Raw genomic sequence first — 22,444 nt, forward strand, 5'->3', positions numbered from 1 at the left:
CATGAGCACAACGACTTTCGACGCGCACGGTCACGACCACGCGCACGACCATCATGAGGATCACCTGCCGGGCTTCTTCGCCCGCTGGTTCATGTCGACCAACCACAAGGACATCGGCACCCTCTACCTGATCTTCGCGATCGTCGCGGGCATCATCGGCGGCGGTATTTCGGGCCTGATGCGGCTCGAGCTGGCCGAGCCGGGCATCCAGTGGCTGCCCTGGCTTTCTGGTCATGCCGTCGAATCCTCTTACCACTTCTGGAACGTGCTGATCACCGCACACGGCCTGATCATGGTGTTCTTCATGGTCATGCCGGCGATGATCGGCGGCTTCGGCAACTGGTTCGTCCCCATCATGATCGGCGCGCCCGACATGGCGTTTCCGCGGATGAACAACATCTCGTTCTGGCTGCTGATCCCGGCCTTCGCACTGCTGCTGGGCTCCGCCTTTGTCGGCGAGGGTGCGGGCACGGGCTGGACGGTCTATGCGCCGCTGTCGACCTCCGGTGAACCGGGACCCTCGGTCGACATGGCGATCCTGTCGCTGCACATCGCCGGCGCCAGCTCGATCCTCGGCGCGATCAACTTCATCACCACCATCTTCAACATGCGCGCGCCGGGCATGACCCTGCACAAGATGCCGCTGTTCGTGTGGTCGGTGCTGGTCACCGCCTTCCTGCTGCTGCTCGCGCTGCCGGTGCTGGCCGCGGCGATCACCATGCTGCTGACCGACCGCAATTTCGGCACGGCCTTCTACGACCCCCAGGGCGGCGGCAACCCGGTCCTGTACCAGCACCTGTTCTGGTTCTTCGGTCACCCCGAAGTGTACATCATGATCCTGCCGGGCTTCGGCATCGTCAGCCAGATCGTGGCGACCTTCAGCCGCAAGCCGGTGTTCGGCTATCTCGGCATGGCCTATGCCATGGTCGCGATCGGCGTCGTCGGCTTCGTCGTTTGGGCGCACCACATGTTCACCACCGGCCTGAGCGTGAACGTGAAGATGTACTTCACCGCAGCGACGATGGTCATCGCGGTGCCGACCGGCGTGAAGATCTTCTCGTGGATCGCCACCATGTGGGGCGGTTCGATCAGCTTCCGCACCCCGATGGTGTGGGCGATCGGCTTCATCTTCATGTTCACCGTCGGCGGCGTGACCGGCGTCGTGCTCGCCAATGGCGGCGTCGACGACTATATGCACGACACCTATTACGTCGTGGCGCACTTCCACTATGTGCTGTCGCTGGGCGCGGTGTTCGGCCTGTTCGCGGGCTTCTACTACTGGTTCCCGAAGATGTTCGGGAAGATGTACAGCGAGTTCCTCGGCCAGCTGCACTTCTGGGTGTTCTTCATCGGCGTGAACGTCATGTTCTTCCCGATGCACTTCCTGGGCCTGCAGGGCATGCCGCGTCGCTACCCGGATTATCCGGACGCCTATGCCTATTGGAACCAGATCGCGAGCATCGGCTATCTGATCATGGCGGCCGGCATCGTGATCTTCTTCATCAACGTCATCTACTCGCTGATCGCGGGCAAGCAGGCCCCCGACAATCCGTGGGGCGAAGGTGCGACGACGCTGGAATGGACGCTGTCCAGCCCGCCGCCGTTCCACCAGTTCGAGACGCTGCCGATCATCGACGACGACAAGCACCACTAAGCTTCGCGTCCTCGCCGAAACCGAAACGCCCCGGAGGACACTCCGGGGCGTTTTTCGTTTCACCGGAAGGCAGTCAGCCGCCGTGGCAGCCCTGGTCCCTCACCCCTCGGCAAGCGCCTCGGCCAGCCAGCCCGGCATGAGCGCATCGCCCAGTGCCTCGGCCCGGCGAAGCTCGATCATCAGGCCAAGGTCGGGATAGGTCGCGCGGGTCCGGTCCCCCGGCTCGCCAAGGGGGGCGACGACCAGCCGGCGATTGACCTTCGCGCGGTAGTGCATCCGCGCGGTATTCTCCTGCCCGACATAACAGCCCTTGGTGAAGCTGACGCCGTTCAGTTCCTGCGCGTTGCATTCGAGCCAGAGCGTCTTGTCCTGGCCGAGTTCGCCCGCGCCCTCCGTCACGCCGAGCGACAGCCGGTGCGCCCGCCAGTCCGGGGCCGCCTCTCCCGCCGCCGCGCCGATCCAGCGCCAACCCAGGTCGGCGAGGCGCGGATCGGGGACGCCCTGCCCCGGCTCGCGCGACCAGTGGACGCCGCCATCCACCGCCTGAATCGTGATCGCGCGCCGCAGGCGATACAGCGTCAGCCGGCGCAGCAGCGCGTCGCGCTGCTCGGCCTCGCCGTCCAGCAGGATCGATCCGTCGCCCCCGTCCCACAGGATGAAGTCGAACAACGCCTTCCCCTGTGGGGTCAGCAATCCCGCCCATTGCGGCGCGTCGGGCGCGACGCTGGCCATGTCCTGCGTCACCAGCCCCTGAAGAAAGCCGCGCACATCCTCGCCGGACAATCGGATCAGGGCGCGGTCGGGCAGCAGGGTGGCGTGGCTCATCGGGAACAGGTAGGAGGCCCCACACTCCAGCGAAAGAGGCGATCATGGCTAGCGTCGATCTGAAGCTTGTAGGCGGACGCGTGCATCTGCCGGGCGGCCCTGCCGATGTCGCGGTCGGCGTCACCGCGGGCAAGATCGTCGCGATCGGATCGGTCGGCGATGCCGGGGAGACGATCGACTGTACCGGCCTGGATATCCTTCCCGGCGTGATCGACAGCCAGGTCCATTTCCGCGAGCCGGGACTCGAGGCGAAGGAAGACCTGGAAAGCGGCGCGCGCGCTGCGGTGCTGGGCGGCGTCACCGCCGTGTTCGAGATGCCGAACACCAAGCCGAACACCGATTCGGCCGATGCGATCAACGACAAGCTGGCGCGTGCGAAGGACCGGATGTGGTGCGACCACGCCTTCTATGTCGGGGCTACCGCAGCCAATGCGCCGCAGCTTGCCGAGCTGGAACGGCTGCCGGGCACCGCGGGCGTCAAGATCTTCATGGGCGCCTCGACCGGCGACCTGCTGGTCGCCGAGGACGACCAGCTCGCCCGCGTCCTTGCGTCGGGCCATCGCCGGGTGGCGATCCATGCCGAGGACGAGGCGCGGATGAACGCGCGCGCCGACGAGCGGGTCGCCGGCGATCCCGCATCGCATCCGGTGTGGCGCGACGACGAGAGCGCGATGCTGGCGACGCAGCGCATCCTGCGCCTGGCGCGCGAGGCCCGGCGGCGCATTCACATCCTTCATGTCACGACGCCCGCCGAACTCGAGCTGATCGGCAAGCACAAGGACATCGCGACCTGCGAGGTGACGCCGCAGCATCTGACGCTGGCCGGCGAGGACGCCTATCCGCGCCTCGGCACCTTTGCCCAGATGAACCCGCCGATCCGCTCTGGCGCACATCGCGACGGGCTGTGGAACTGGCTGGTTCAGGGCGTTCCCGACGTGATCGGATCGGATCACGCGCCGCACACGCGCGAGGAAAAGGCAAAGGAATATCCCGCCTCGCCGAGCGGCATGCCGGGCGTGCAGACGCTGCTGCCGCTGATGCTCAATCACGTCGCCGAGGGCCGGCTGACGCTGCAGCGGCTGATCGACATGACCAGCGCCGGGCCGCAGCGGGTGTTCGGCATCGCCGGCAAGGGACGCATCGCGGTCGGGTATGATGCCGACTTCACCGTCGTCGATCTCAAGGCACGCTGGACCATCGAGGAAAGCTGGCTGGCATCGCGCTGCGGCTGGTCTCCCTTCACCGGCATGGCGCTGACCGGCAAGCCGATCGGCACGATCATCCGCGGCAACCGGGTGATGTGGGACGCGGAACTCGCCAACCAGGCGATCGGCGCGCCGGTCCGCTTCGAGGCGGTCGAGTTCGGCTGAGCCGCCGCAGGGCCTGCGCTACAGGGCGAACGCCAGAAGTAGTCCCGCCTGCGCCGCGGCGATCAGGGTGAGCCAGGCCGAGAAGGGCTGCTTGCGCGTCTTGTGGCGCAGCATCGCGCGCGCCGCGAAGGCGGCCGGGGTTCCGCCGAGCAGCGCCAGCCCGAGCAGGCGCCGCTCGGGAATGCGGCGTCCGCCGACGACGGCGCGCTGCTTGTCGCGCCGGAAGCTCAGGAAGGTGAGCAGGTTGACGGCAACAGCGGCGCCCGCCGCGGCCTTCAGAAGGGGAGCCAGCGCTTCTTCTCGGTGAAGTTCATATAGCCGGCATTGACGCCCAGCCGCCAGCCGACGCCCAGCCGGACCGGGATCAGCACGATGTCGCCGCGGCGCATATAGGTGGCGGAGAAGCCGCCGACCACGAACACGCGCCCCTCCCCGCCGGGGAAGCGCTTGTAGAGTTCCTGGCTGTCGTGAAGATTATAGACCAGCACGAAGACGTTGCTGGCGTCGCCGCCTACGTCGAAGCCGATCGACGGGCCGGTCCAATAGACTTTGCGCTGTCCCTCGATCTTGTGGAACAGCGTGCCCGAGCCATAGCGCACGCCGATCGCGATCGCGCCGCCGGCCTCGCGGCCGGCGATATAGGCATTGGGCTCGCCCTGTTCCTTCAGGATATTCTCGATCAGGCCGGCCAGCCCGGCCGCGCCCTTGCCAAACACGCCCTCGGCCGCGCCGATCAGGTCGTCCTGCTGGAAGGTGTCGGTCGCCTGCGCACGCGCACCCGCCTGCTCGGCACTCTGCGGCATGTCGTAGCTGCTGCCGGGACGCGTCGATGGCCCCTGGCCGGGCTGGCCCGGCGCGGGATAAGGCTGCTGTGCGGGTTGCGGCTGATAGGGTTCGGGATAGGGATCGCGCGCGGGGTCCTGCGACGGATCCTCATAGCGCGGCGGCGAGGGATCGGCGCCGCGATAGGGATCGTCCGGCTGCTGCGCCGCGGGCGGCGTGTCGAGATCCGAATCGATCTGCGAATTGGGATCGATTCGCGTCACCTGCGCCGAGGCCGGAGCCGAGCCCAGGGCGAGCAGCGTCGCCGCCGCCATCGCCGCAAGCGCACCAAATCGCTTCATTCCCCGTCCCCAAACATGACCGTACAGCCATCCCGCTAGACCCCCATGCCTGACCCGGCAATGAACAGGCGACGATTCGAGTCGAAAATGCGCCAATCGGGGCGTTGATCCGGACAGAGTCCGTCGCTATAGGCCGCCCTTCGGTCCTGTCCGGAGACGTGGGTGAGTGGCTGAAACCAACGCTTTGCTAAAGCGTCGTACGGGAAACCGTACCGAGGGTTCGAATCCCTCCGTCTCCGCCACCGCCCTGCCGAATATCCGCACAGGAGCCGGTGTGATCCAGCCCATCGCCAGACCGATCAAACGCAAGCCCAAGCCCAAGTCGCTCCGTCTTCACGGCACGGTTGCGCGTGACCTGGGCATCCGCATCGTCACCGGCGTGTTGCAGCCCGGCGAGCTGCTCGACGGCGAAATCCAGGCAAGCGAGCAGTTCAAGGTCAGCCGCACCGCCTATCGCGAGGCGATCCGCATCCTGTCCGCCAAGGGCCTGGTCCAGTCCCGTCCCAAGATCGGCACGCAGGTGAGCCCGCGAACCGGCTGGCACCTGCTCGACCCCGATGTGCTCAGCTGGATGTTCGCCACCGACGTGCCCGACCAGGCGCTGATCGAGAGCCTGTTCGAGCTGCGCCGGATCGTCGAACCCGATGCGGCGCGACTGGCGGCGATGCGGCGCACGCCCGAACAGCTGGCGCGGATGCGGTCGGGCCTGGACGGGGTCAGCCGGCACAGCTTCGCGACTGAGGAAGGCCGGGCGTGCGACCATGAATTCCATTCGGCGCTGCTCGAGGCGAGCCATAACGACTTCGTGATCTCGCTGGCCCATGGGGTCGCCACTGCGATCGCGCTGACGACCGCCTTCAAGCAGGACAAGCTGCCGGCGCCGCGCGATGCGCTTCCCGGCCATCTTCGCGTGCTGGAGGCGATCGAGGCCGGCGATGCCGAGAGGGCGCATGATTCGATGGCGGCGCTGGTCGCCGACGGGCTGAACGACGCGCGGGAAGCCCGCGGCTGCTGCTGAGCGGCCACCGCCCAAGTCCGCTTTTGCATCGGCAGATGGTTGAACCCGGACCGCCCAGGGCCTAAATCCCGATCAGATCATGTTACCGCTAACTTTTCGACGCGGAACCAACAGGAGGGATCCAGCCATGGCGCTTACCGGGGAATTGTTCATTGCTTCCGAGCGCGTGAAGCGCGACGGCGAGGGGTTCCGCGCGGTATCGCCCGCGACCGGCGCCGAGATCGAGCCGAGCTTCACCGTCGCCACCACCGAGGATGTCGAGACCGCGGCCATCGCCGCCGAAGCGGCTTTCCCGGTCTATGCCGCCCTGCCGCGCGAGAAGCGCGCCGAGTTCCTCGAGACGATTGCCGACGAGATCGACGCACTGGGCGAGACGCTGACCGAGCGCGCCATGGCCGAGACCGGCCTGCCGCACGCGCGCCTGACCGGCGAGCGCGGCCGGACGGTCGGCCAGTTGCGCATGTTCGCCCGCGAACTGCGCCTGGGTGACTATCTGCGCGCGCGCATCGACCATGCCCTGCCCGAACGCACCCCGCCGCGCGCCGACCTGCGCCTGCGCATGGTCCCGCTGGGCCCGGTCACCGTGTTCGGCGCCAGCAACTTCCCGCTCGCCTTCTCGACCGCCGGCGGCGACACCGCCTCGGCGCTCGCGGCCGGCTGCCCGGTGATCGTGAAGGGCCATTCGGCGCATCCCGGGACCGCGGAATTGGTTGCAGGTGCAATCAATCGCGCTGCCGAAAAGACCGGCATGCCGAAGGGCGTGTTCAGCCTGATCAACGGCCCCGGCAATTCGGTCGGATCGGCACTGGTCACCGATCCGCGGATCAAGGCAGTCGGCTTCACCGGCTCGTTCGGCGGCGGCACCCAGCTGATGAAGCTGGCCGCGAGCCGCCCGGTGCCGATCCCGGTCTATGCCGAGATGAGCAGCATCAACCCGGTCATCCTGCTTCCCGCCGCACTCGAGGCACGCGCCGAGGCGATCGCGCAGGGCTTCGTCGCGTCGCTGACCATGGGCGCCGGCCAGTTCTGCACCAATCCCGGCCTGGTGCTGGCGATCGAGGGCCCCGCGCTCGACCGTTTCCTCACCGCCGCATCGGATCTGGTGGGCGTCGCGCCGGCCGCGACGATGCTGACCCCGGGCATCCACCGCGCCTATGAGAGCGGCGTGGCGCGGATGGCGTCGGCCCCGGCCTTCACCCAGCTTGCCCAGGGTGCCGAGCCCGGCGGTCCGCATTGCGGCCGCGCGGCGCTGTTCAGCATCTCGGCGAAGGACTTCATCGCCGATCCCGAGCATGCCGAGGAAGTGTTCGGCGCGACCAGCATGATCGTGCGCTGCGCCGATATCGACGAGCTGAACACCGTACTCGCCTCGATCGAGGGGCAGCTGACCGCGACGCTGCAGGTCGACGACGGCGACACCGATCTCGCGCGGCAGCTGCTGCCGGTGCTGGAGCGCAAGGTCGGCCGCATCCTGGCCAATGGCTGGCCGACCGGCGTCGAGGTGACCGACGCGATCGTCCATGGCGGACCGTTCCCGTCCACCTCGGACGGCCGCAGCACCTCGGTCGGCACGCTCGCGATCGACCGTTTCCTGCGCCCGGTCTCCTACCAGGACCTGCCGGAAGCGCTGCTGCCGGAGGAACTGCGCGAAGGCTATAGCGGCATCCCGCGCCGCGTGGACGGCAAGCCGACGCTGTAAGCTCGGCTCGACCAGTCGATCCGGAAAGGGGCTCGCCGATGGCGGGCCCCTTTCTCATATGGCGGTCAGAAGGCGGCGGCCTCGTCGTCGGCGGTGCGAAAGCGAAACGCGATGCGGTGCTCGTAGCGCTGGCCGGGATCGAGCCGCGCGGTTGGAAATTCCGGCCGGTTCGGGCTGTCCGGAAACAGCTGGGGCTCAAGGCACAGCCCGTCGCGCGCCGCATAGGGGCGACCCGAGGTGCCCGGCGGGCCATCGGCCAGATGATTGCCCGAATAGAATTGCAGTCCGGGGCGATCCGATTCGAGGTCGAGCACCCGGCCCGACACGGGATCGTAGAGCGTCGCGACCACGCCAGGGCGGTCGATCACCCAATTATGGTCATAGCCCTTGCCCAGCGCGAGCTGGGCGTCGTCCACGCCGATATCGCGGCCGACCGGCTTGGGATCGCGGAAATCGAACACGCTGCCCGCCACCTCGGCCAGTTCGCCGGTCGGGATGAGCGTCGCATCGACCGGCGTCATCCGGCTCCCCCGGATTCGCAGCCGGTGATCGAGGATCGACGTACCGCGCCCCTCCCCCGCCAGGTTGAAATAGGCGTGATGGGTGAGGTTGAGGATGGTCGGCGCATCGGTAGTCGCGCCGAGCGTGACCTCCAGCCCGTCGGCCAGCATCTCGTATCGCGCCTCGACCCGGACGGTGCCGGGAAAGCCATTCTCGCCGTCGGGGCTGGTCAGCGCCAACACCGCGCTGGTCGCGTCGTGCGACACCAGGTCCCAGTCGCGCTGGTCGAAGCCCGGCACCCCGCCATGCAGCGTATTGGGGCCGTCATTGACCGGCAGACGAACCTCGCGCCCGTCGAGCGCGAACCGGCCGCCGGCAATGCGATTGGCATAACGGCCGACGACCGAGCCCAGATAGCGCGGCGCCCCGCGATAATCGTCGAGATCGGCCAGGCCGAGCACGATGTTCGCGCTGCGGCCCGTCCGGTCGGGCACTTCGAGCCGCCGGAGCGTCGCGCCGAGCGTCAGAAGCTCGGCGCGAAACACCCCGTTGGCGATCTCGACCCGCGTCACCCGATCCTCACTTGGCCGGACAGACCGAGTTGTTGGGATCGGACACGACCCGAATGTCGGCGATCGTCACGGCGAACGGCCCGCTCGCCTGCAGCACGAAGGGTGCGGTCACACGGGCGAGATCGACGCCGTTCGACTGGTAGCACTTCAGGAACACCTTGCTCGTCTGCCACGCGCCCACCTTGCCGAACAGGCTGGTCGCATCGATCGCGCCACCCTTGGTGTCGCCTTCCATCATCAGCTTGACCGGACCGGTCGGCGCGGTCTCGACGCGGTAGGTGATCTGCAGTGACAGATCGGCATTGGCATCGCGCGAGAAGTCGATCGGCGCCGCGCCACCGATGCGGAAGGTGGCCGGGCCGTTCGGCCAGGTCAGCCGCACCGCGCCTTCCTGCTGCGCCTGTGCCTCGGCCACGGTGCGGGTGATGCCGCTGTCGGTCGCGATCGAGAAGGGCGCCGGGGTCTGGCCGCGGGAGAAGAAGATGCTGGTGTTGAGCGCCGATGCGTCGATCCCCGACACCTCTCCCAGCTTCCCGACCTTGCCGGGCTTGGCATAGGTCAGGCCGTAGCCGAACGGGAACAGCGGATCATAGCCCTTCATCCCCTGGTTCAGCACGAACTGGCCGGCGGTCTTGGGCCAGCTGTACGACAGCTTGCCGTGGAAGTCGGTGCGCGGCTTGCCCGTCTTGTCGCCGATGATCACGTCGGCAATGCCGCCGCCCTCGGTGCCCGGCAGCCAGGCGGCGACGAAGGCGTTCGACTGGTTGATCTCGGGGTTCACCCACAAAGGACGGCCCGACAGGAACACCGACACGGTCGGGATGCCCTGGCTGCGCAGCTTGCGCAGCGTGGCCAGCGCCTGCTTGTCGCCCGGCTGGAATTCCAGCGTGCGGATGTCGCCGCGCATCTCCGCATAGGGCTTTTCGCCGAACACGACGATCGCGACGTCCGGCTTCTTCGTGAAGCTGCCGTCGACCGACAGGGTCGCGGTGCCGCCGCCCGCCTTTGCCGCCTCGGCAATGCCGGAGAAGATCGTCTGGCCGTTAGGGAACAGGGAATTGGGGTTCTCCTCACCCTGCCAGGTCAGCGTCCAGCCGCCGGTCTGCATCTCGAACGAATCGGCGCTGGGGCCGGCGACCAGGATGTTGGCGCTCGACTTGATCGGCAGCACGCCCTCGTTCTTCAGCAGGACCAGCGACTTGACCACCGCCTCGCGCGCGACCGCGCGGTGCTCGGGCGTGCCGAGCGCGTCGGTGCCCTCGACCGGACGCGCCTCGTCGAACAGGCCCAGCGCGAACTTCACCCGCAGGATGCGGCGAACGGCATCGTCGATCCGCGCCATCGGGATGCGGCCTTCGCGGACATGCTTGATGGTCGAGTCGAACATGCCCTTCCAGCTGTCCGGCGCCATCGCCATGTCGAGCCCGGCGAGGAAGGTCTGGGGGCAATCGTCCTTGGTGCAGCCCGGAATCTGGCCATGGCCGTTCCAGTCGCCGACGACGAAGCCCTGGAAACCCATCCGCCCCTTCAGCACGTCGGTCAGCAGCGGCTTGTTGCCGTGCATCTTGCCGCCGTTCCAGCTGGAGTAGGACGCCATGATCGTCATCGCCCCGGCGTTGATCGCATTGGGATAGCCGGCATTGTGGATGCGGATCAGCGTATCCTCGTCGACCTCGGTATTGCCCTGGTCGATGCCATCGGTGGTGCCGCCATCGCCCAGGAAATGCTTGGCCGATGCCGCGACATGCCCCTTCTGGATACGGCTCTCGCCGGGCTTGCCCTGAAGCCCCTCGATCATCGCGCCGGCATAGCTGGCGACGACCGACGGATCCTCCGAATAGCCTTCATAGGTGCGGCCCCAGCGATCGTTCTGCGGCACCGCCAGCGTCGGGCCGAACGCCCAGTCGGGGCCGGCCGCCGCGGTCTCGGTCGCCGTCACCTGGCCGATGCGGCGGATCACGTCGGGATCGCGCATCGCGCCCAGCGCGATATTGTGCGGGAAGATCACCGCACCGATCACGTTGTTGTTGCCGTGCACGGCATCGACGCCGAAGATCAGCGGGATGCGCAGATTGCCCGCGCGCTGCTCCATCGCCACGGCGCGGAAGGCGCGCGCCGTCGCCACCCAGTCCTTCTGATACGAACGATCGTCGGGCGCGCCGAGCGGCGGCGAGTTGCCGCCCGCCAGGATCGAGCCGAGCGGATAGGTGCGCAGATCCTCGGGCTTCACCGTCGAGATGTCGCCCTGGATCATCTGGCCGACCTTCTGCTCCAGCGTCATCTTCGCGATCAGCTCGTCGATGCGCTTTTCGGTGGCGGGATCGACCAGCCCCTGGCTTGCGGCGGCAGGCCATTTGTCGGGCTGGGCGACGGTCGTCGCTGACACCGTTGTCGGATCCTGCTGCGCAATCGCCGGCGCTGCGCAAAGGATGGTCGTTGCCAGAAGCAGCTTCCGCATCAGGTCTCTCCTAAAAGATGATATCGTTATCAGAATAGCCGTACCGCGAGAAAAATCTACCTTTGCAGGTGACTTGCGAGCCAATTTGCAGCGGCGCCAGGGCTCACCTTGTCCGAGTCGCGGTCCACGCGGTAATTCGCCTCGCGCATATCCTCGACCCGGATCGCGCCGATCAGCGGGCGCAGCGCCGCCTGAAACCGGGCATCCTCCGCCCGTTTCGGAGACAGCAGCAGGATCGCGTCATAGCCCGGTATCGCCCCCTTGGGATCGGCGAGCACCGTCAGCCTGTCGGCAGCGATCCGGCCGTCGGACGAGAAGGCGGGGATGACGTCCGCCTCGCCCCCGGCCAGCGCCTTGTACATGAAGGTCGGCTGATAGGGGTGGGCCGACCGGAAGCGCAGGCCATAGGCGTCGCGCACCGCGCGCCATTCGGGCCGCTCGAGAAATTCGATATCGGTGGCCAGGCGCAGCGTCGGCGCCTGGGATGCGAGATCGGCGATGCTGCGGATGCCGCGGCGCTGCGCCTCGTCCGCGCGCATCGCGAAGGCATAGGCATTCTCGAAGCCGAGCGAACCCATCGACAGGACGCCGTGCCGCTCGCGCGCCCAGCGGCCGACGCCGTCGACGATCGCCGCGCGCGGCGGCACGTCGGTGCGCTGCATCTGGTTGGTCCAGATCGTGCCCGAATAATCGACATAAACGTCGATATCGCCCGCCGCGAGTGCGCTGAACGCCACCGCCGAGCCCAGCCCCTCGCGATAATCGACGCGGTAGCCGGCCTGTTCCAGCCGCTGGCCGATCAGCCGGGCGAGGATGAACTGCTCCGAAAAGCCCTTCGCGCCCACCACCACCGTGCCCCTGCCCGAGGGAAGCGCGGGCGCGAGCGCAACCGCGGCGGCGATCAGCAACGCGGCCAGGCTGCCCCAGGCAAGGCCGCGCCGCCGCCGGGCGATGCCATATTCGGCGAGGCCGAGCAGCGCGTCGACCGCCAGCGCCAGCCCGGCCGCGGCGATGCATCCCGCCAGCACCAGCGCCCAGTTCTGGGTCTGCAACCCGGCAAAGATCAGGTCGCCCAGGCTGGGCTGTCCGACGGTGGTCGACAACGTCGCGGCGCCGATCGTCCACACGGCGGCAGTGCGAATGCCTGCCATCAGCACCGGCAGCACCAGAGGCGCCTCGACCAGCCGCAATTTCTGCCAGCGGGTCATGCCGACCCCGTCCGCCGCCTCGATCACCGCAGGGTCGATCGTCGCCAGCCCGGTCACCGCGTTGCGCAGGATCGGCAGCAGCGCATAGAGCATCAGCGCGAGCAGCGACGGCAGGAATCCTAGCGCGGGAATGCCGCCGCCGACCAGCGTCGAGAGCGACAACAGGATCGGATAGAAGAGCGCGAGCAGCGCGAGGCTGGGGATCGTCTGGACCAGGCTGGCAAAGCCCAGTGCAACCCGTCCGACCATGCGGTTGCGCGCCGAGAGAATCGCGAGCGGCAGGCTGATGACGATGCCCAGCAGCAGCGCGGCGAAGGCCAGCAGCAGATGTTGCGCGAGAAGGTCGGGGACCCGGGCGAAGGCTGCGGTCATCGGGGCGACGCCATCACGCGCCCATTGCCGCCAGGCGGGCGGCCTGCTCTCGCGGGACCGCGACCAGCGCCTGGGCGACCGCGCCCCCCTCCCCGGCGATCAGCTGCGCGGGCGTCATGTCGGCGACGATGCGGCCGGCATCCATCACCAGGATGCGATCCGCCAGCAACAGCGCCTCCGCCATGTCGTGGGTGACCATAAGGGTGGTGAGCCCGATCCGGTCGTGCAGCGCGCGGATCGCCTTGCCCAGCGCGTCGCGGGTGACGGGGTCGAGCGCGCCGAACGGCTCGTCCATCAGCATCAGCCCGGGGCCGGTCGCCAGCGCCCGTGCAACGCCGACCCGCTGGCGCTGGCCGCCCGACAGCGCGTCGGGCATGCGCATCGCCAGGTCGGGGGCAAGCTCGACCAGGTCGAGCAGTTCGGCGACGCGCGCCGCCGTGTCCCGCACCCCCGCCAGCCGCAGGCCGATGGCGACATTCTCCCCGACGGTCATGTGCGGGAAGAGGCCGACATTCTGGAAGACATAGCCGATCTGCCGCCGAAGTTCGTGGACCGGGCGGGCGGAGACCGGCGCGCTCTCGACCTGGACCTCGCCCGCGCTGGGCTCGATCAGGCGATTGATCATCTTGAGCAGGGTCGACTTGCCCGATCCCGACGCGCCGACCAGTGCGACGAAGCTGCCGCCCTCGATCGCCAGCGACACGTCGTCAACCGCGACCGCGACCGCGTATCGCTTGCTGACATTTTCGAAGGAAACGCTGCGCGATCGCTCTGGCATCGCCCGCGATTGTGCGGGATGGTGCGGCAACAGTCAAAAAAGACGGTGGGAGGAGCGAGGCATGGCGAAGGCGATCTTCATCACGGGCGGGGCGTCGGGGATCGGCCAGGCGGTGGCGCGGTTCTTCGCGGCGCGCGGATGGTTCGTCGGACTGGCCGATGTCAACGCCGCCGGCCTTGCCGCGACCCGGGCGATGCTGCCCGACGGCATGGCCACCACTCATGTCATGGACGTGCGCGACCGCGACCAATGGGCGACCGCGCTCGCGGAATTCACCGCCGCCAGCGGCGGGCGGCTGGACGTGCTGTTCAACAATGCGGGTATCGCCATCGGCGGTCCGCTGGCCAATGCGAGCGGGGAGGAGATCGACCGAATCGTCGGCATCAACCTGACCGGCGTGATCAACGGCGCGCGTGCCGCCTATCCCCATCTCAAGGCGACGCCCGGATCGGCACTGGTCAACACCGCCAGCGCCGCCGCCATCTATGGCTCGGGCGGCCTCGCACTATATGCGGCGGTGAAGTTCGGCGTGCGTGGCCTGTCCGAGGCGCTGGACTGCGAATGGGCGGCCGACGGGATCAGGGTCAGGGTGGTGATGCCCAGCTTCATCGACACGCCGCTGCTCGATTCGAACGTGTCGGGCACCAATTACACCGCCCGCGACGCGGTCCGTGCGGCGAAGCTGGAATTCACGCCGCTGGACGAGGTGGCGCAGCAGATCTGGGACGGGATCGAGCGCGACAAGGTGCATGTCATCATCGGCAAGACCGCGCGCCGCCTGGCCTTTGCCGCGCGCTGGATGCCCGGCGGGCTGCGCAAGCAGATGCGCCGCGGCCGCGGAATGGGCTGAACCCGCCGGCCCGCGCTCAGCCGACCAACGCGTCGATCGCCTGGGCCATCTGGATGTCGCGGATCGACAGGCCGCCCGCGTCATGGGTGGTCAGCAGGATGTCGACCTTGTTCCAGACGTTCGACCACTCCGGATGGTGATCGGCTTTCTCCGCCAGCAGCGCGACGCGCGTCATGAAGCCGAACGCCTCGACAAAGTCCCTGAAGGCGAAGCTGCGCACGATCGCGTCGCGCGCCGGCTCGTGCCGCCACTCGGGCAGGCTGGCCAGTGATTCGTCGCGCAGTCCGTCGGTCAGTCGCGTCACCATCATCGCCTCCTTGCCCTTGGCCGAATGCAACGCCTATTCCCGGCAGCATGACCGGACAAGCCCCTGACGCAGCCGCGATCGAGCGCCTCGCCCGCGCGGCGCTGGCGCGCATTCCCGAACCCTTCGCCACCCATCTGGCCGATGTGGTTCTGATCGTCGAGGAATTCGCCGATGAGGAAACGCTGGCAGAAATGGGGATCGAGGACCCCTTGGCGCTGACGGGCCAGTATCGCGGCCGGCCGGTCGGCGCAAAATCCTCGTTCGACGCCATGAGCTTTCCCGACGAGATCTACCTGTATCGTATGCCTATCCTGTATGAGTGGTGCGAGACAGGCGTCGAGTTCGAGGCGCTGATCAACAATGTCGTGGTGCATGAAGTCGGCCATCATTTCGGCCTGTCCGACGACGACATCCATGCGCTGGAGGACTCCGCCGAGTGAGCCTGCTCGTCTTCCGCGACGTGACCTGCGCGCGCGGGGGACGGATGTTGTTCGAGGGGCTGAGCTTCGCGGTCGAGGCCGGCGGCGGGTGCCTGGTGACCGGGCCGAACGGGGCGGGCAAGTCGAGCCTCGTCCGGCTGGCGGCGGGGCTGCTCGATGCCGCGGCGGGGTCGGTCGAAGCCGGACCGCGCGCGTTGCTGGGCGAGCCGAGCGCGCTCGACCCCGAACTGCCGCTGGTGCGGGCACTGGCGTTCTGGGCGGGGATCGACGGGCAGCCGCGGGCGGCGGTTGATGCGGCACTTGCCGCACTCGACCTGGCGCATCTGGCGGAGGTTCCGGTGCGGTTGCTGTCGACCGGGCAGCGCCGGCGGGCCGGGCTGGCACGGGTCGCGGCATCGGGCGCGCCGCTCTGGCTGCTCGACGAGCCCGCCAATGGCCTGGACGTCCGGTCGATCGGGTTGCTGGAGGCTCTGATCGCAGCGCATCGTGCGAAAGGCGGCGCGGTAGTGGTCGCGACGCACCTGCCGGTGGCGATGCCTGGCGCGAGCGAGGTGGCGTTGTGAGGCGCAGCGGGCTTCGACAAGCTCAGCCCGAACGAGGTTTGGGCGTGTCCACGAAACCTCCGTTCGCCCTGAGCCTGTCGAAGGGCGCTGCCTGCCCGGCAACCACTGAGGTGGCGCTGTGAGGCGCAGCGGGCTTCGCATCATGAGCGCCGTCGCCGCCATCATCCTGCGCGAATTGCGCCGCAGCTGGACCAGCGGCGGGCTGGTCCTGCCGGTCGCCTTCTTCCTGCTGACCGCGATCCTGTTCCCCTTTGCGGTCGGGCCCGACGGGCAATTGCTCGCCCGGATCGGCGGCGGGGTCATCTGGGCGGCGGCGCTGCTGGCGGCGCTCCTGCCGGTCGAGCGGCTGGTCGGCCCCGATGCCGAGAGCGGCATGATCGATCAGTTCGTCGCGCGCGGATTGTCCGACGCGACGGTGGCAGCGGCGAAGATGGCCGGCCACTGGCTCGGCTTCGCGCCCAGCCTGCTTGCGGCGACGGTCATCGCCTCTGCCTTGCTGCGACTGCCGGGCGAGGCATTGCTGCGGATCGAGATCGCGCTGGCCCTCGGCACGCCCGGGCTCGCGGCGCTGGGCATCGCGACGGCGGCGCTGACCTCGGGCCTGCGCGGCGCCGGGGCGCTGGCCGGCCTGGTGATGCTGCCCTTCGCCATTCCGCTGCTGATCTTCGGCGCCGGCGCGGTCGATGGCGAGGTCGGCGCGCTCAAGCTGCTCGCCGCGGTCAGCCTCGTGCTGGTCGCGGGATGCCCGTTCGTCGCCGGCGCGGCGATGAAGATGGGACGCGGCTGAGCCTCAGTCGCGCCGCCAGCGCGCGAAGATCGCCGTCGGCAGTTGCAGTCCGCGTGCTTCCTCGCGCACCGCGAGTTCGCCCGCCTCGACCACCCCGCCCAGATCGGCGAAGTGCTGGCGCACCAGTTCGCCGATCGCCAGCGCCGACATGCGCACCGCATAGACGGTGAGGAACAGGAAGCGCGATTTCTCGTCGAGCAGCTTGCGGCAGTCGGCGACGAGTGCGGGCAGGCCTTCTTCGAGTTTCCACACTTCGCCATTGGGGCCGCGGCCCCATTTCGGCGGATCGAGGATGATGCCGTCATAACGACGCTCGCGGCGCACCTCGCGCGCGACGAACTTGGCGGCGTCGTCGATCATCCAGCGGACCGGACGATCGGTCATGCCCGACAGCGCGGCGTTCTCCTTGGCTTCCGCCACCGACTTTTTCGACGCATCGACATGGGTCATGCGCGCGCCCTTTGCCGACAGCGCCAGCGTGCCGACGCCGGTATAGCCGAACAGGTTCATGCATTCGGCCTGGTCGATGCCGTCGATCTGGCCGCGCATCCAGTCCCACACGGGCGCCATGTCGGGAAAGAAGCCGAGATGGCGGAACGGCGTGTTCTGCGCGGTGAAGCGAACCTCGCGCCAGCTCAGCGGCCAGCCGTCGCGCGGCACCGGCTGGTCGAACACCCAGCGTCCGCCGCCTTCCTCGTCCGATCCGGGCAGGAATTCGGCATGCGCGTCCCATTGCGCACTGGCGGGCGCCCACATCGCCTGCGGCTCGGGGCGGATGAAGCGGAAGCGGCCATAACGTTCGAGCTTGCGGCCATGACCGCTGTCGATCAGGCCATAGTCCGCCCAGGGTTCGCCGGTGAGAGTGATCAGGTCCATCACTGCCCCTTAGCGAGGTTGGGCGCGCTCCGCGATATAGGCCGTGATCGCGTCGAAATCGGCGGGAAGCGCGTCGTAGCGCTCCTCGCGCTCGAACAGGTCGCCGACCCTGCCCGGCAGTCCGGGTCGGATCCCGGTCGAGCGCTCGACCGCATCGGGGAATTTCGCGGGATGCGCCGTGGCGAGCGTCACGATCGGCGCCACGCCGGTCTCCGCACGGCGGGCGGCGGCGAGGCCGATCGCGGTGTGGGGATCGACGATCTGGCCCGATTCCGCTGCCCAGCGCATCGTCTGCGCCATCTCACCCGCATCGACCCGGTCGCTGACCAGCCAGCGCGCCGCCTCGGTCTGCTGAATATTGGTGAGCCGCATCGCCCGGGTCGATTCGAACCCGCGCATCTGTTCGGCAAGCGCCTGTCCCTCGCGGCCCCCGGCGTCGAACAGCAGCCGCTCGAAATTCGAGCTGACCTGGATGTCCATGCTCGGCGCCGCCGTCGGCGTGACCGTGCCGGCCGAATAATCCCCGCTCGACAACGCGCGGTGGAGGATGTCGTTGACGTTGGTGGCAACCACCAGCCGTTCGATCGGCAGTCCCATGCGCGCGGCGGCATAGCCGGCGAACACGTCGCCGAAATTGCCGGTCGGCACCGCAAAGGCAATCTTGCGGTCGGGCGCGCCGAGGCGGACCGCGGCGTAGAAATAATAGACGATCTGGGCCATCAGCCGCGCCCAGTTGATCGAGTTCACCGCCGACAGGGCGAACCGTCCCGAAAAGCCGGGATCGTTGAACATCGCCTTCACCAGCGCCTGCGCATCGTCGAAGCTGCCGTCGATCGCGATGTTGTGGACGTTGGGCGCCAGCACCGTGGTCATCTGGCGACGCTGGACATCCGACACGCGGCCCTGGGGGTGGAGCATGAAGATGTCGACGCCGTGCCGTCCGGCAACGGCATCGATCGCCGCCGACCCGGTATCGCCCGAGGTCGCGCCGACGATCGTCAGATGCGTGCTGCTGCCGGTCAGGAACTTCTCGAACAACAGGCCAAGCAGCTGGAGCGCGACGTCCTTGAACGCCAGGGTCGGGCCGTGGAACAGTTCGAGCAGCCAGTGGCGCTGGTCCAGCTGCACCAGCGGCGTGACCGCGGCATGCGCGAACCGGCCATAGGCCTGGGTGCACAGGTCGCGCAGTTCGTCCTCGCTCAGATCGTCGCCGACAAAGGGGAGCATCACCCGTACCGCGGTCTCGGCATAGGACAGGCCGGCCATCGCGGCGATCTCGTCCGCGCCGAATTGCGGCCAGGCTTCGGGAATATAGAGGCCGCCATCGCTGGCGAGACCCGCAAGGGTCACATCACGAAAGCCGAGCGTCGGCGCGGTGCCGCGGGTGCTGAGATAGCGCATGGTGCGCGGACTAGCTGCGCGGGTCGCCAGGGGCAAGGACAGCGCTTCTTTAGGTGCGGTCGTTTCCGGCTTCGCCATCGGATGCCGGCGTCTTTGCGCGCCAGCGCAGCGCAAGGACGTAGATCACCGCGGCGATCAGCGCGAAGAGAAACCACTGGACCGCATAGGCCAGGTGGTTGTTCGGGACGCTGGACAGATCGGGCCGTGCGGTTGCCGACAGGCCGGGTGCGGCAAGGTCGGCGACCAGCATCAGCGAGCGCGGGCGCCGGTCGAACCACTGGCCGATCAGCGATCGCGAATCGGGAGCGTGGGTGATGGTGCCGGTGATCGGCCCACCGCCCCATTGCGGCTTCACCTTGGGATCGGTCGAGACGCCGACATCGACCAGGAGCACCGGGCCTTCGGCACCGGTGCGGCACTGTGCGATCTGACGCCATCCGCTTTCGCCCTTGCGCGAGCGGCCGCCCTGGCTCTGCCAGCCGATCACTTCGAGGCACATCGCGCTGGCATGGCGGAACAGCAGCTCGTCGCCGACCGGGATGCGCGGGAACGCGATCGTCGGCTTCTCGAAATTCTGAGCATAGACCGCGATCGCGCGTTCCTTTTCGGCGCGACGATCAAGCTGCCAGACGCCCAGCGCGATCATCGCGGCGATGGCGAGCGCGACGATGACGGTCGGGATCAGCGGAAAGCGGGGCATCAGGGTCCAACGCGCCCTTCGCGCGCATCGTTGCGATATTCGAGTGCGAGCAGCAGCCCCTTGGCGAAGCGCAGCGCGAACAGGACCATGACCGCGGTGAGCGGCCCCCAGAGCAGGACATGGATCAGCAGGCCGGGTTCGAAGGCCAGCTCGACCGTGACGGCCAGGATGGTGATGATCGTGCCGATACCCAGCGTCAGGAAGACGACGGGGCCGTCACCGACATTGAAGCGGGTGAAGTCGAACCCGCATTTGCCGCAGGTGTCGGCAAAGCGGATCCAGCCGGAAAACATCTTGCCCCCGCCGCAGCGAGGGCAGACGCCTTTCAGCGCAGCTTCGGCGGGCGCCGGCTCGGTGACCGTGCCCGCCGTCACGATCAGTGAACCGGAGCGCCCCAGCCGCCCCAGACATAGATCGAGGCGAACAGGAACAGCCACACCACGTCGACGAAGTGCCAGTACCAGGCAGCCGCCTCGAAGCCGAAATGCTGCTTCGGGGTGAAGTCGCCCTTGTACACGCGGATCAGGTTCACGATCAGGAAGATCGTGCCGACCAGGACGTGGAAGCCGTGAAAGCCGGTCGCCATGAAGAACACGCCGCCATAGGCGCTGCCGCCCTCGCTCTCCGCCTTGAACGGGAATGGCGCGTGCATGTATTCATAGGCCTGGATCATCGAGAAGACGACGCCGAGGATGATCGTCAGCCACAGGCCCGTCTTCACGTCGTCGCGGCGATCATGGAGCATCGCATGGTGCGCCCAGGTGATCGTCGTGCCCGAGCACAGCAGCAGCAGCGTGTTGAGCAGCGGCAGCGACCAGGCGTCGATGACGTGCATGCCCTTGGGCGGCCACTGACCGCCGACGGACTCGACCATCGAGGGGAAGAGCGAGAAATCGAACCAAGCCCAGAACCAGCCGACGAAGAACATCACTTCGGAGGCGATGAACAGGATCATGCCATAGCGCAGGTGGAGCTGCACGATCGGCGTATGATCGCCGGCATGCGCTTCCTGGATCACCTTCGACCACCAGCCGAAGAAGGTCAGTGCCAGCAGGGCGACGCCCAAGAAGAACACCAGCGCCGGAACGCTGTTCGTCGCGTCGGCCGGCTGGTGCATCCACATGATGCCGCCGACCGCGAGAACGAAAGCGGACAGCGAGCCGACCAGCGGCCAGATGCTGGGCGGCAGGATGTGATATTGGTGGTTCTTGGCTCCGGCCATGGTCGGTCCCTGTTACATGGTGTGGGGCGTGCTTAACCCGGTGTCTTCGCGGAATCCACAGGGTAAAATGTGTAGGAGAGGGTGATCTTCTCCACGTCGCGGGCATCGGGATCGTTCAGGATCGCGGGATCGACATAATAGATCACCGGCATCCGCACCTCTTCGCCCGGCGCCAGCGTCTGTTCGGTGAAGCAGAAACACTGGATCTTGGTGAAATACTTGCCTGCCTGCCCCGGCGACACGTTGAACGTCGCGGTGCCGGTGACCGGCTTGTCGCTGTCGTTGCGGGCGGTGAAGAACGCCATGTCGCGCGCGCCGACATTCACCCGCTCGGACGCGACCTCGGGCTTGAACTTCCACGGAAGCTTGGGGCTGGTATTGGCGTCGAACGCGACCGTGACCATCCGGCCGGTGGCGCCCGGAGCCTCGGTGCCGCGCTGCGTCGTGCCGTCGAATCCGGTCACTTCGCAGAACATCCGGTAGAGCGGCACGCTGGCGAACCCGAGCCCGCCCATGCAGCACACGAAGGTTCCGCCCAGCAGGGCGGTACGAAGCTTGCGGCTGAGCGTCACTCGACCCCGCCCTGGATCCTGACGAAGGCGATGGCGAACACGAGCAGGACGAACGCGACCAGCAGCCACGCCATGACCCTGGCCCGCGCCTGCTGGCGGGCACGAATCTGTTCGACCGACATCGGCGCGGGGTCGCGATCCTGCGGCGCGTTCATGCCATCCACCGATCGGCGATCACGGCGCCGAACATGAGGAAGAGGTAGAGGATCGAGAATTTGAACAGGCGCTTTTCGGGCTGCATCGTGTCGTTCGGCTGCGACTGGCGAAGCGCGACCTGCAGCGCGAACGCCGCGAAGACCAGGTTCAGCGCGATCGCGGTCCAGCCATAGATGCTGCCGACCAGGCCAAGTGCCCAGGGCGCGATCGCGGCGGCGATCATCGGCACGGTGTAGATGCCGATCTGGACGCGGGTGACGCGCTCACCGGCGACGACCGGAAGCATCGGCACGCCGGCATTGGCGTAATCGGTCTTCACGAACAGCGCGAGCGCCCAGAAATGCGGCGGCGTCCACAGGAAGATCAGCGCGAACAACAGCACCGGGAGCGTGGCCACGTCGCCGGTGGCGGCGGCCCAGCCGATCAGCGGCGGGAAGGCACCGGCGGCACCGCCGATGACGATGTTCTGCGCGGTGCGGCGCTTCAGCCAGATCGTGTAGATGAAGACATAGAACAGGATCGACACGGTCAGGATGGCCGCCGCCGCCAGGTTCAGCGCGAAGAACATCAGGATGACCGAGAAAGCGGCCAGGCCGACGCCGAAATGGAGCGCCGACTGGCGATCCATCCGACCGGCGGGCAGAGGCCGTCCCTGGGTGCGCTTCATCTTGGCGTCGAGATCGGCCTCGTACCACTGGTTGAGCGCGCCCGCGGCGCCGGCTCCCAGGGCGATGCAGAGAATCGCGGTGAACCCCAGCACGGGGTGGATCGCGCCGGGTGCGGCGATCATCCCGGCCAGCCCGGTGAAGACGACAAGGGTCATCACCCGGGGCTTGGTCAGCGCCAGGAAATCCCGCCATTCGGCCGGCAGCGGTGTTGCAGTTGCATTCATGGTGGCTGCGGAAGTCATGATGACCGCAGGCTATAGGCTGCCATGTCCGCGCGGGAAAGCATTGATATCAGGACGCGCAGGCAACGCCGGGCCGGTCGG

At 67.8% G+C, this 22,444-nt stretch carries 24 protein-coding genes and 1 tRNA gene; 9 read left to right on the forward strand and 16 right to left on the reverse strand.

The genetic code is table 11. The features are described 5' to 3' along the window. Position 1 precedes the first annotated feature (1 nt). On the forward strand, positions 2–1,654 hold the full coding sequence (ctaD, locus tag TPR58_RS00780) for a cytochrome c oxidase subunit I (protein WP_346244695.1): 1,653 nt from the start codon (positions 2–4) through the stop codon (positions 1,652–1,654). A gap of 99 nt (positions 1,655–1,753) precedes the next feature. On the opposite strand, the gene ygfZ is transcribed toward ctaD, so the two are convergent. Continuing rightward, positions 1,754–2,479, reverse strand: a complete 726-nt coding sequence (gene ygfZ / locus TPR58_RS00785) for a CAF17-like 4Fe-4S cluster assembly/insertion protein YgfZ (RefSeq protein ID WP_346244696.1) — start codon at positions 2,477–2,479, stop codon at positions 1,754–1,756. A 44-nt stretch (positions 2,480–2,523) separates the two neighbouring features. On the opposite strand from ygfZ, the gene TPR58_RS00790 reads away from it, so the two are divergent. Next, positions 2,524–3,849, forward strand: a complete 1,326-nt coding sequence (locus TPR58_RS00790; RefSeq protein ID WP_346244697.1) for a dihydroorotase — start codon at positions 2,524–2,526, stop codon at positions 3,847–3,849. An 18-nt stretch (positions 3,850–3,867) separates the two neighbouring features. Here the strand turns inward: TPR58_RS00790 and TPR58_RS00795 are convergent, their stop codons facing one another. Continuing rightward, positions 3,868–4,191 carry a DUF1294 domain-containing protein gene (locus TPR58_RS00795; RefSeq protein ID WP_346245109.1) on the reverse strand — a complete coding sequence of 108 codons (324 nt, stop codon included), beginning with the start codon at positions 4,189–4,191 and terminating at the stop codon, positions 3,868–3,870. Continuing rightward, positions 4,125–4,973: a DUF1134 domain-containing protein gene (locus tag TPR58_RS00800; RefSeq protein ID WP_346244698.1), complete on the reverse strand. Its 849-nt coding sequence runs from the start codon at positions 4,971–4,973 to the stop codon at positions 4,125–4,127. Before TPR58_RS00800 ends, TPR58_RS00795 begins: the two co-directional genes overlap by 67 nt. A 152-nt stretch (positions 4,974–5,125) precedes the next feature. Here TPR58_RS00800 and TPR58_RS00805 point away from each other — a divergent pair. The 3 genes from TPR58_RS00805 (at position 5,126) to TPR58_RS00815 (ending at position 7,690) form a co-directional block, all read left to right on the forward strand. Then, positions 5,126–5,215, forward strand: a tRNA-Ser gene (locus TPR58_RS00805). A 32-nt stretch (positions 5,216–5,247) separates the two neighbouring features. Beyond that, on the forward strand, positions 5,248–5,991 hold the full coding sequence (locus TPR58_RS00810; RefSeq protein WP_346244699.1) for a FadR/GntR family transcriptional regulator: 744 nt from the start codon (positions 5,248–5,250) through the stop codon (positions 5,989–5,991). A 127-nt stretch (positions 5,992–6,118) separates the two neighbouring features. Continuing rightward, positions 6,119–7,690 (forward strand): aldehyde dehydrogenase (NADP(+)), encoded by a 1,572-nt coding sequence (locus tag TPR58_RS00815; protein WP_346244700.1) that lies wholly within the window; start codon positions 6,119–6,121, stop codon positions 7,688–7,690. A gap of 65 nt (positions 7,691–7,755) precedes the next feature. Here the strand turns inward: TPR58_RS00815 and TPR58_RS00820 are convergent, their stop codons facing one another. Genes TPR58_RS00820 through TPR58_RS00835 form a run of 4 tightly spaced genes read right to left on the reverse strand, consistent with a single transcriptional unit; the run spans position 7,756 to position 13,579 of the window. After that, positions 7,756–8,763, reverse strand: coding sequence for an aldose epimerase family protein (locus tag TPR58_RS00820; RefSeq protein WP_346244701.1), 1,008 nt, complete (start codon positions 8,761–8,763; stop codon positions 7,756–7,758). A 7-nt stretch (positions 8,764–8,770) separates the two neighbouring features. After that, entirely contained in the window at positions 8,771–11,221 is a 2,451-nt protein-coding gene (locus TPR58_RS00825; RefSeq protein ID WP_346244702.1) for a glycoside hydrolase family 3 protein, read from the reverse strand. Positions 11,222–11,277: 56 nt separating this feature from the next. Then, the gene (locus TPR58_RS00830) at positions 11,278–12,801 is read right to left on the reverse strand and encodes an ABC transporter permease/substrate-binding protein (protein WP_346244703.1); all 1,524 of its coding nucleotides are present in this window, start codon (positions 12,799–12,801) and stop codon (positions 11,278–11,280) included. A 13-nt stretch (positions 12,802–12,814) separates the two neighbouring features. After that, positions 12,815–13,579: an ATP-binding cassette domain-containing protein gene (locus TPR58_RS00835; protein WP_346244704.1), complete on the reverse strand. Its 765-nt coding sequence runs from the start codon at positions 13,577–13,579 to the stop codon at positions 12,815–12,817. Between the two features lie 61 nt (positions 13,580–13,640). Between TPR58_RS00835 and TPR58_RS00840 the strand changes: the two genes are divergently transcribed. Continuing rightward, complete coding sequence (locus tag TPR58_RS00840; RefSeq protein WP_346244705.1) at positions 13,641–14,429, forward strand: SDR family oxidoreductase; 789 nt, start codon at positions 13,641–13,643, stop codon at positions 14,427–14,429. A 16-nt stretch (positions 14,430–14,445) separates the two neighbouring features. On the opposite strand, the gene TPR58_RS00845 is transcribed toward TPR58_RS00840, so the two are convergent. After that, positions 14,446–14,739 carry a 4a-hydroxytetrahydrobiopterin dehydratase gene (locus tag TPR58_RS00845; RefSeq protein WP_428835685.1) on the reverse strand — a complete coding sequence of 98 codons (294 nt, stop codon included), beginning with the start codon at positions 14,737–14,739 and terminating at the stop codon, positions 14,446–14,448. Positions 14,740–14,783: 44 nt separating this feature from the next. Between TPR58_RS00845 and TPR58_RS00850 the strand changes: the two genes are divergently transcribed. The 3 genes from TPR58_RS00850 to TPR58_RS00860 all read left to right on the forward strand — a co-directional run bounded on the left by TPR58_RS00850 (position 14,784) and on the right by TPR58_RS00860 (position 16,526). Continuing rightward, a complete protein-coding gene (locus TPR58_RS00850; RefSeq protein ID WP_346244706.1) occupies positions 14,784–15,176 on the forward strand; it encodes a metallopeptidase family protein in 393 nt (130 codons plus the stop codon). Further along, positions 15,173–15,739, forward strand: coding sequence for a heme ABC exporter ATP-binding protein CcmA (gene ccmA, locus TPR58_RS00855; RefSeq protein WP_346244707.1), 567 nt, complete (start codon positions 15,173–15,175; stop codon positions 15,737–15,739). Before TPR58_RS00850 ends, ccmA begins: the two co-directional genes overlap by 4 nt. A gap of 142 nt (positions 15,740–15,881) precedes the next feature. After that, the gene (locus tag TPR58_RS00860) at positions 15,882–16,526 is read left to right on the forward strand and encodes a heme exporter protein CcmB (protein WP_346244708.1); all 645 of its coding nucleotides are present in this window, start codon (positions 15,882–15,884) and stop codon (positions 16,524–16,526) included. A 3-nt stretch (positions 16,527–16,529) separates the two neighbouring features. Here TPR58_RS00860 and TPR58_RS00865 read toward each other — a convergent pair whose 3' ends face one another. The 8 genes from TPR58_RS00865 to TPR58_RS00900 all read right to left on the reverse strand — a co-directional run bounded on the left by TPR58_RS00865 (position 16,530) and on the right by TPR58_RS00900 (position 22,345). After that, complete coding sequence (locus TPR58_RS00865) at positions 16,530–17,402, reverse strand: RsmD family RNA methyltransferase (RefSeq protein WP_346244709.1); 873 nt, start codon at positions 17,400–17,402, stop codon at positions 16,530–16,532. 9 nt (positions 17,403–17,411) lie between these two features. Next, positions 17,412–18,803 (reverse strand): threonine synthase, encoded by a 1,392-nt coding sequence (thrC, locus tag TPR58_RS00870; RefSeq protein WP_346245111.1) that lies wholly within the window; start codon positions 18,801–18,803, stop codon positions 17,412–17,414. Positions 18,804–18,852: 49 nt separating this feature from the next. Further along, a complete protein-coding gene (locus TPR58_RS00875) occupies positions 18,853–19,503 on the reverse strand; it encodes an SURF1 family protein (RefSeq protein ID WP_346244710.1) in 651 nt (216 codons plus the stop codon). Continuing rightward, the gene (locus TPR58_RS00880; protein WP_346244711.1) at positions 19,503–19,796 is read right to left on the reverse strand and encodes a DUF983 domain-containing protein; all 294 of its coding nucleotides are present in this window, start codon (positions 19,794–19,796) and stop codon (positions 19,503–19,505) included. Before TPR58_RS00880 ends, TPR58_RS00875 begins: the two co-directional genes overlap by 1 nt. Before the next feature lie 83 nt (positions 19,797–19,879). Further along, positions 19,880–20,725, reverse strand: a complete 846-nt coding sequence (locus tag TPR58_RS00885) for a cytochrome c oxidase subunit 3 (protein ID WP_346244712.1) — start codon at positions 20,723–20,725, stop codon at positions 19,880–19,882. A gap of 32 nt (positions 20,726–20,757) precedes the next feature. After that, on the reverse strand, positions 20,758–21,297 hold the full coding sequence (locus tag TPR58_RS00890; protein ID WP_346244713.1) for a cytochrome c oxidase assembly protein: 540 nt from the start codon (positions 21,295–21,297) through the stop codon (positions 20,758–20,760). Next, positions 21,294–21,452, reverse strand: a complete 159-nt coding sequence (locus TPR58_RS00895; protein ID WP_346244714.1) for a hypothetical protein — start codon at positions 21,450–21,452, stop codon at positions 21,294–21,296. The genes TPR58_RS00890 and TPR58_RS00895 overlap by 4 nt, the downstream gene beginning before the upstream one ends. Then, a complete protein-coding gene (locus TPR58_RS00900) occupies positions 21,449–22,345 on the reverse strand; it encodes a heme o synthase (RefSeq protein ID WP_346244715.1) in 897 nt (298 codons plus the stop codon). Before TPR58_RS00900 ends, TPR58_RS00895 begins: the two co-directional genes overlap by 4 nt. Positions 22,346–22,444 lie beyond the last annotated feature (99 nt).

This window comes from Sphingomonas rustica (genome assembly GCF_039652585.1).
Lineage (GTDB): Bacteria > Pseudomonadota > Alphaproteobacteria > Sphingomonadales > Sphingomonadaceae > Sphingomonas > Sphingomonas rustica.

Coding starts and splice junctions, on each gene's coding strand:
- TPR58_RS00900 (WP_346244715.1), bottom strand. CDS start 22,345: ATGAATGCAACTGCAACACCGCTGCCGGCCGAATGGCGGGATTTCCTG.
- TPR58_RS00790 (WP_346244697.1), top strand. CDS start 2,524: ATGGCTAGCGTCGATCTGAAGCTTGTAGGCGGACGCGTGCATCTGCCG.
- thrC (WP_346245111.1), bottom strand. CDS start 18,803: ATGCGCTATCTCAGCACCCGCGGCACCGCGCCGACGCTCGGCTTTCGT.
- TPR58_RS00895 (WP_346244714.1), bottom strand. CDS start 21,452: ATGAACGCGCCGCAGGATCGCGACCCCGCGCCGATGTCGGTCGAACAG.
- TPR58_RS00800 (WP_346244698.1), bottom strand. CDS start 4,973: ATGAAGCGATTTGGTGCGCTTGCGGCGATGGCGGCGGCGACGCTGCTC.
- TPR58_RS00850 (WP_346244706.1), top strand. CDS start 14,784: ATGACCGGACAAGCCCCTGACGCAGCCGCGATCGAGCGCCTCGCCCGC.
- ctaD (WP_346244695.1), top strand. CDS start 2: ATGAGCACAACGACTTTCGACGCGCACGGTCACGACCACGCGCACGAC.
- TPR58_RS00885 (WP_346244712.1), bottom strand. CDS start 20,725: ATGGCCGGAGCCAAGAACCACCAATATCACATCCTGCCGCCCAGCATC.
- TPR58_RS00865 (WP_346244709.1), bottom strand. CDS start 17,402: ATGGACCTGATCACTCTCACCGGCGAACCCTGGGCGGACTATGGCCTG.
- ygfZ (WP_346244696.1), bottom strand. CDS start 2,479: ATGAGCCACGCCACCCTGCTGCCCGACCGCGCCCTGATCCGATTGTCC.
- TPR58_RS00840 (WP_346244705.1), top strand. CDS start 13,641: ATGGCGAAGGCGATCTTCATCACGGGCGGGGCGTCGGGGATCGGCCAG.
- TPR58_RS00845 (WP_428835685.1), bottom strand. CDS start 14,739: ATGATGGTGACGCGACTGACCGACGGACTGCGCGACGAATCACTGGCC.
- TPR58_RS00825 (WP_346244702.1), bottom strand. CDS start 11,221: ATGCGGAAGCTGCTTCTGGCAACGACCATCCTTTGCGCAGCGCCGGCG.
- TPR58_RS00880 (WP_346244711.1), bottom strand. CDS start 19,796: ATGTTTTCCGGCTGGATCCGCTTTGCCGACACCTGCGGCAAATGCGGG.
- TPR58_RS00835 (WP_346244704.1), bottom strand. CDS start 13,579: ATGCCAGAGCGATCGCGCAGCGTTTCCTTCGAAAATGTCAGCAAGCGA.
- TPR58_RS00875 (WP_346244710.1), bottom strand. CDS start 19,503: ATGCCCCGCTTTCCGCTGATCCCGACCGTCATCGTCGCGCTCGCCATC.
- TPR58_RS00830 (WP_346244703.1), bottom strand. CDS start 12,801: ATGACCGCAGCCTTCGCCCGGGTCCCCGACCTTCTCGCGCAACATCTG.
- TPR58_RS00815 (WP_346244700.1), top strand. CDS start 6,119: ATGGCGCTTACCGGGGAATTGTTCATTGCTTCCGAGCGCGTGAAGCGC.
- TPR58_RS00860 (WP_346244708.1), top strand. CDS start 15,882: ATGAGCGCCGTCGCCGCCATCATCCTGCGCGAATTGCGCCGCAGCTGG.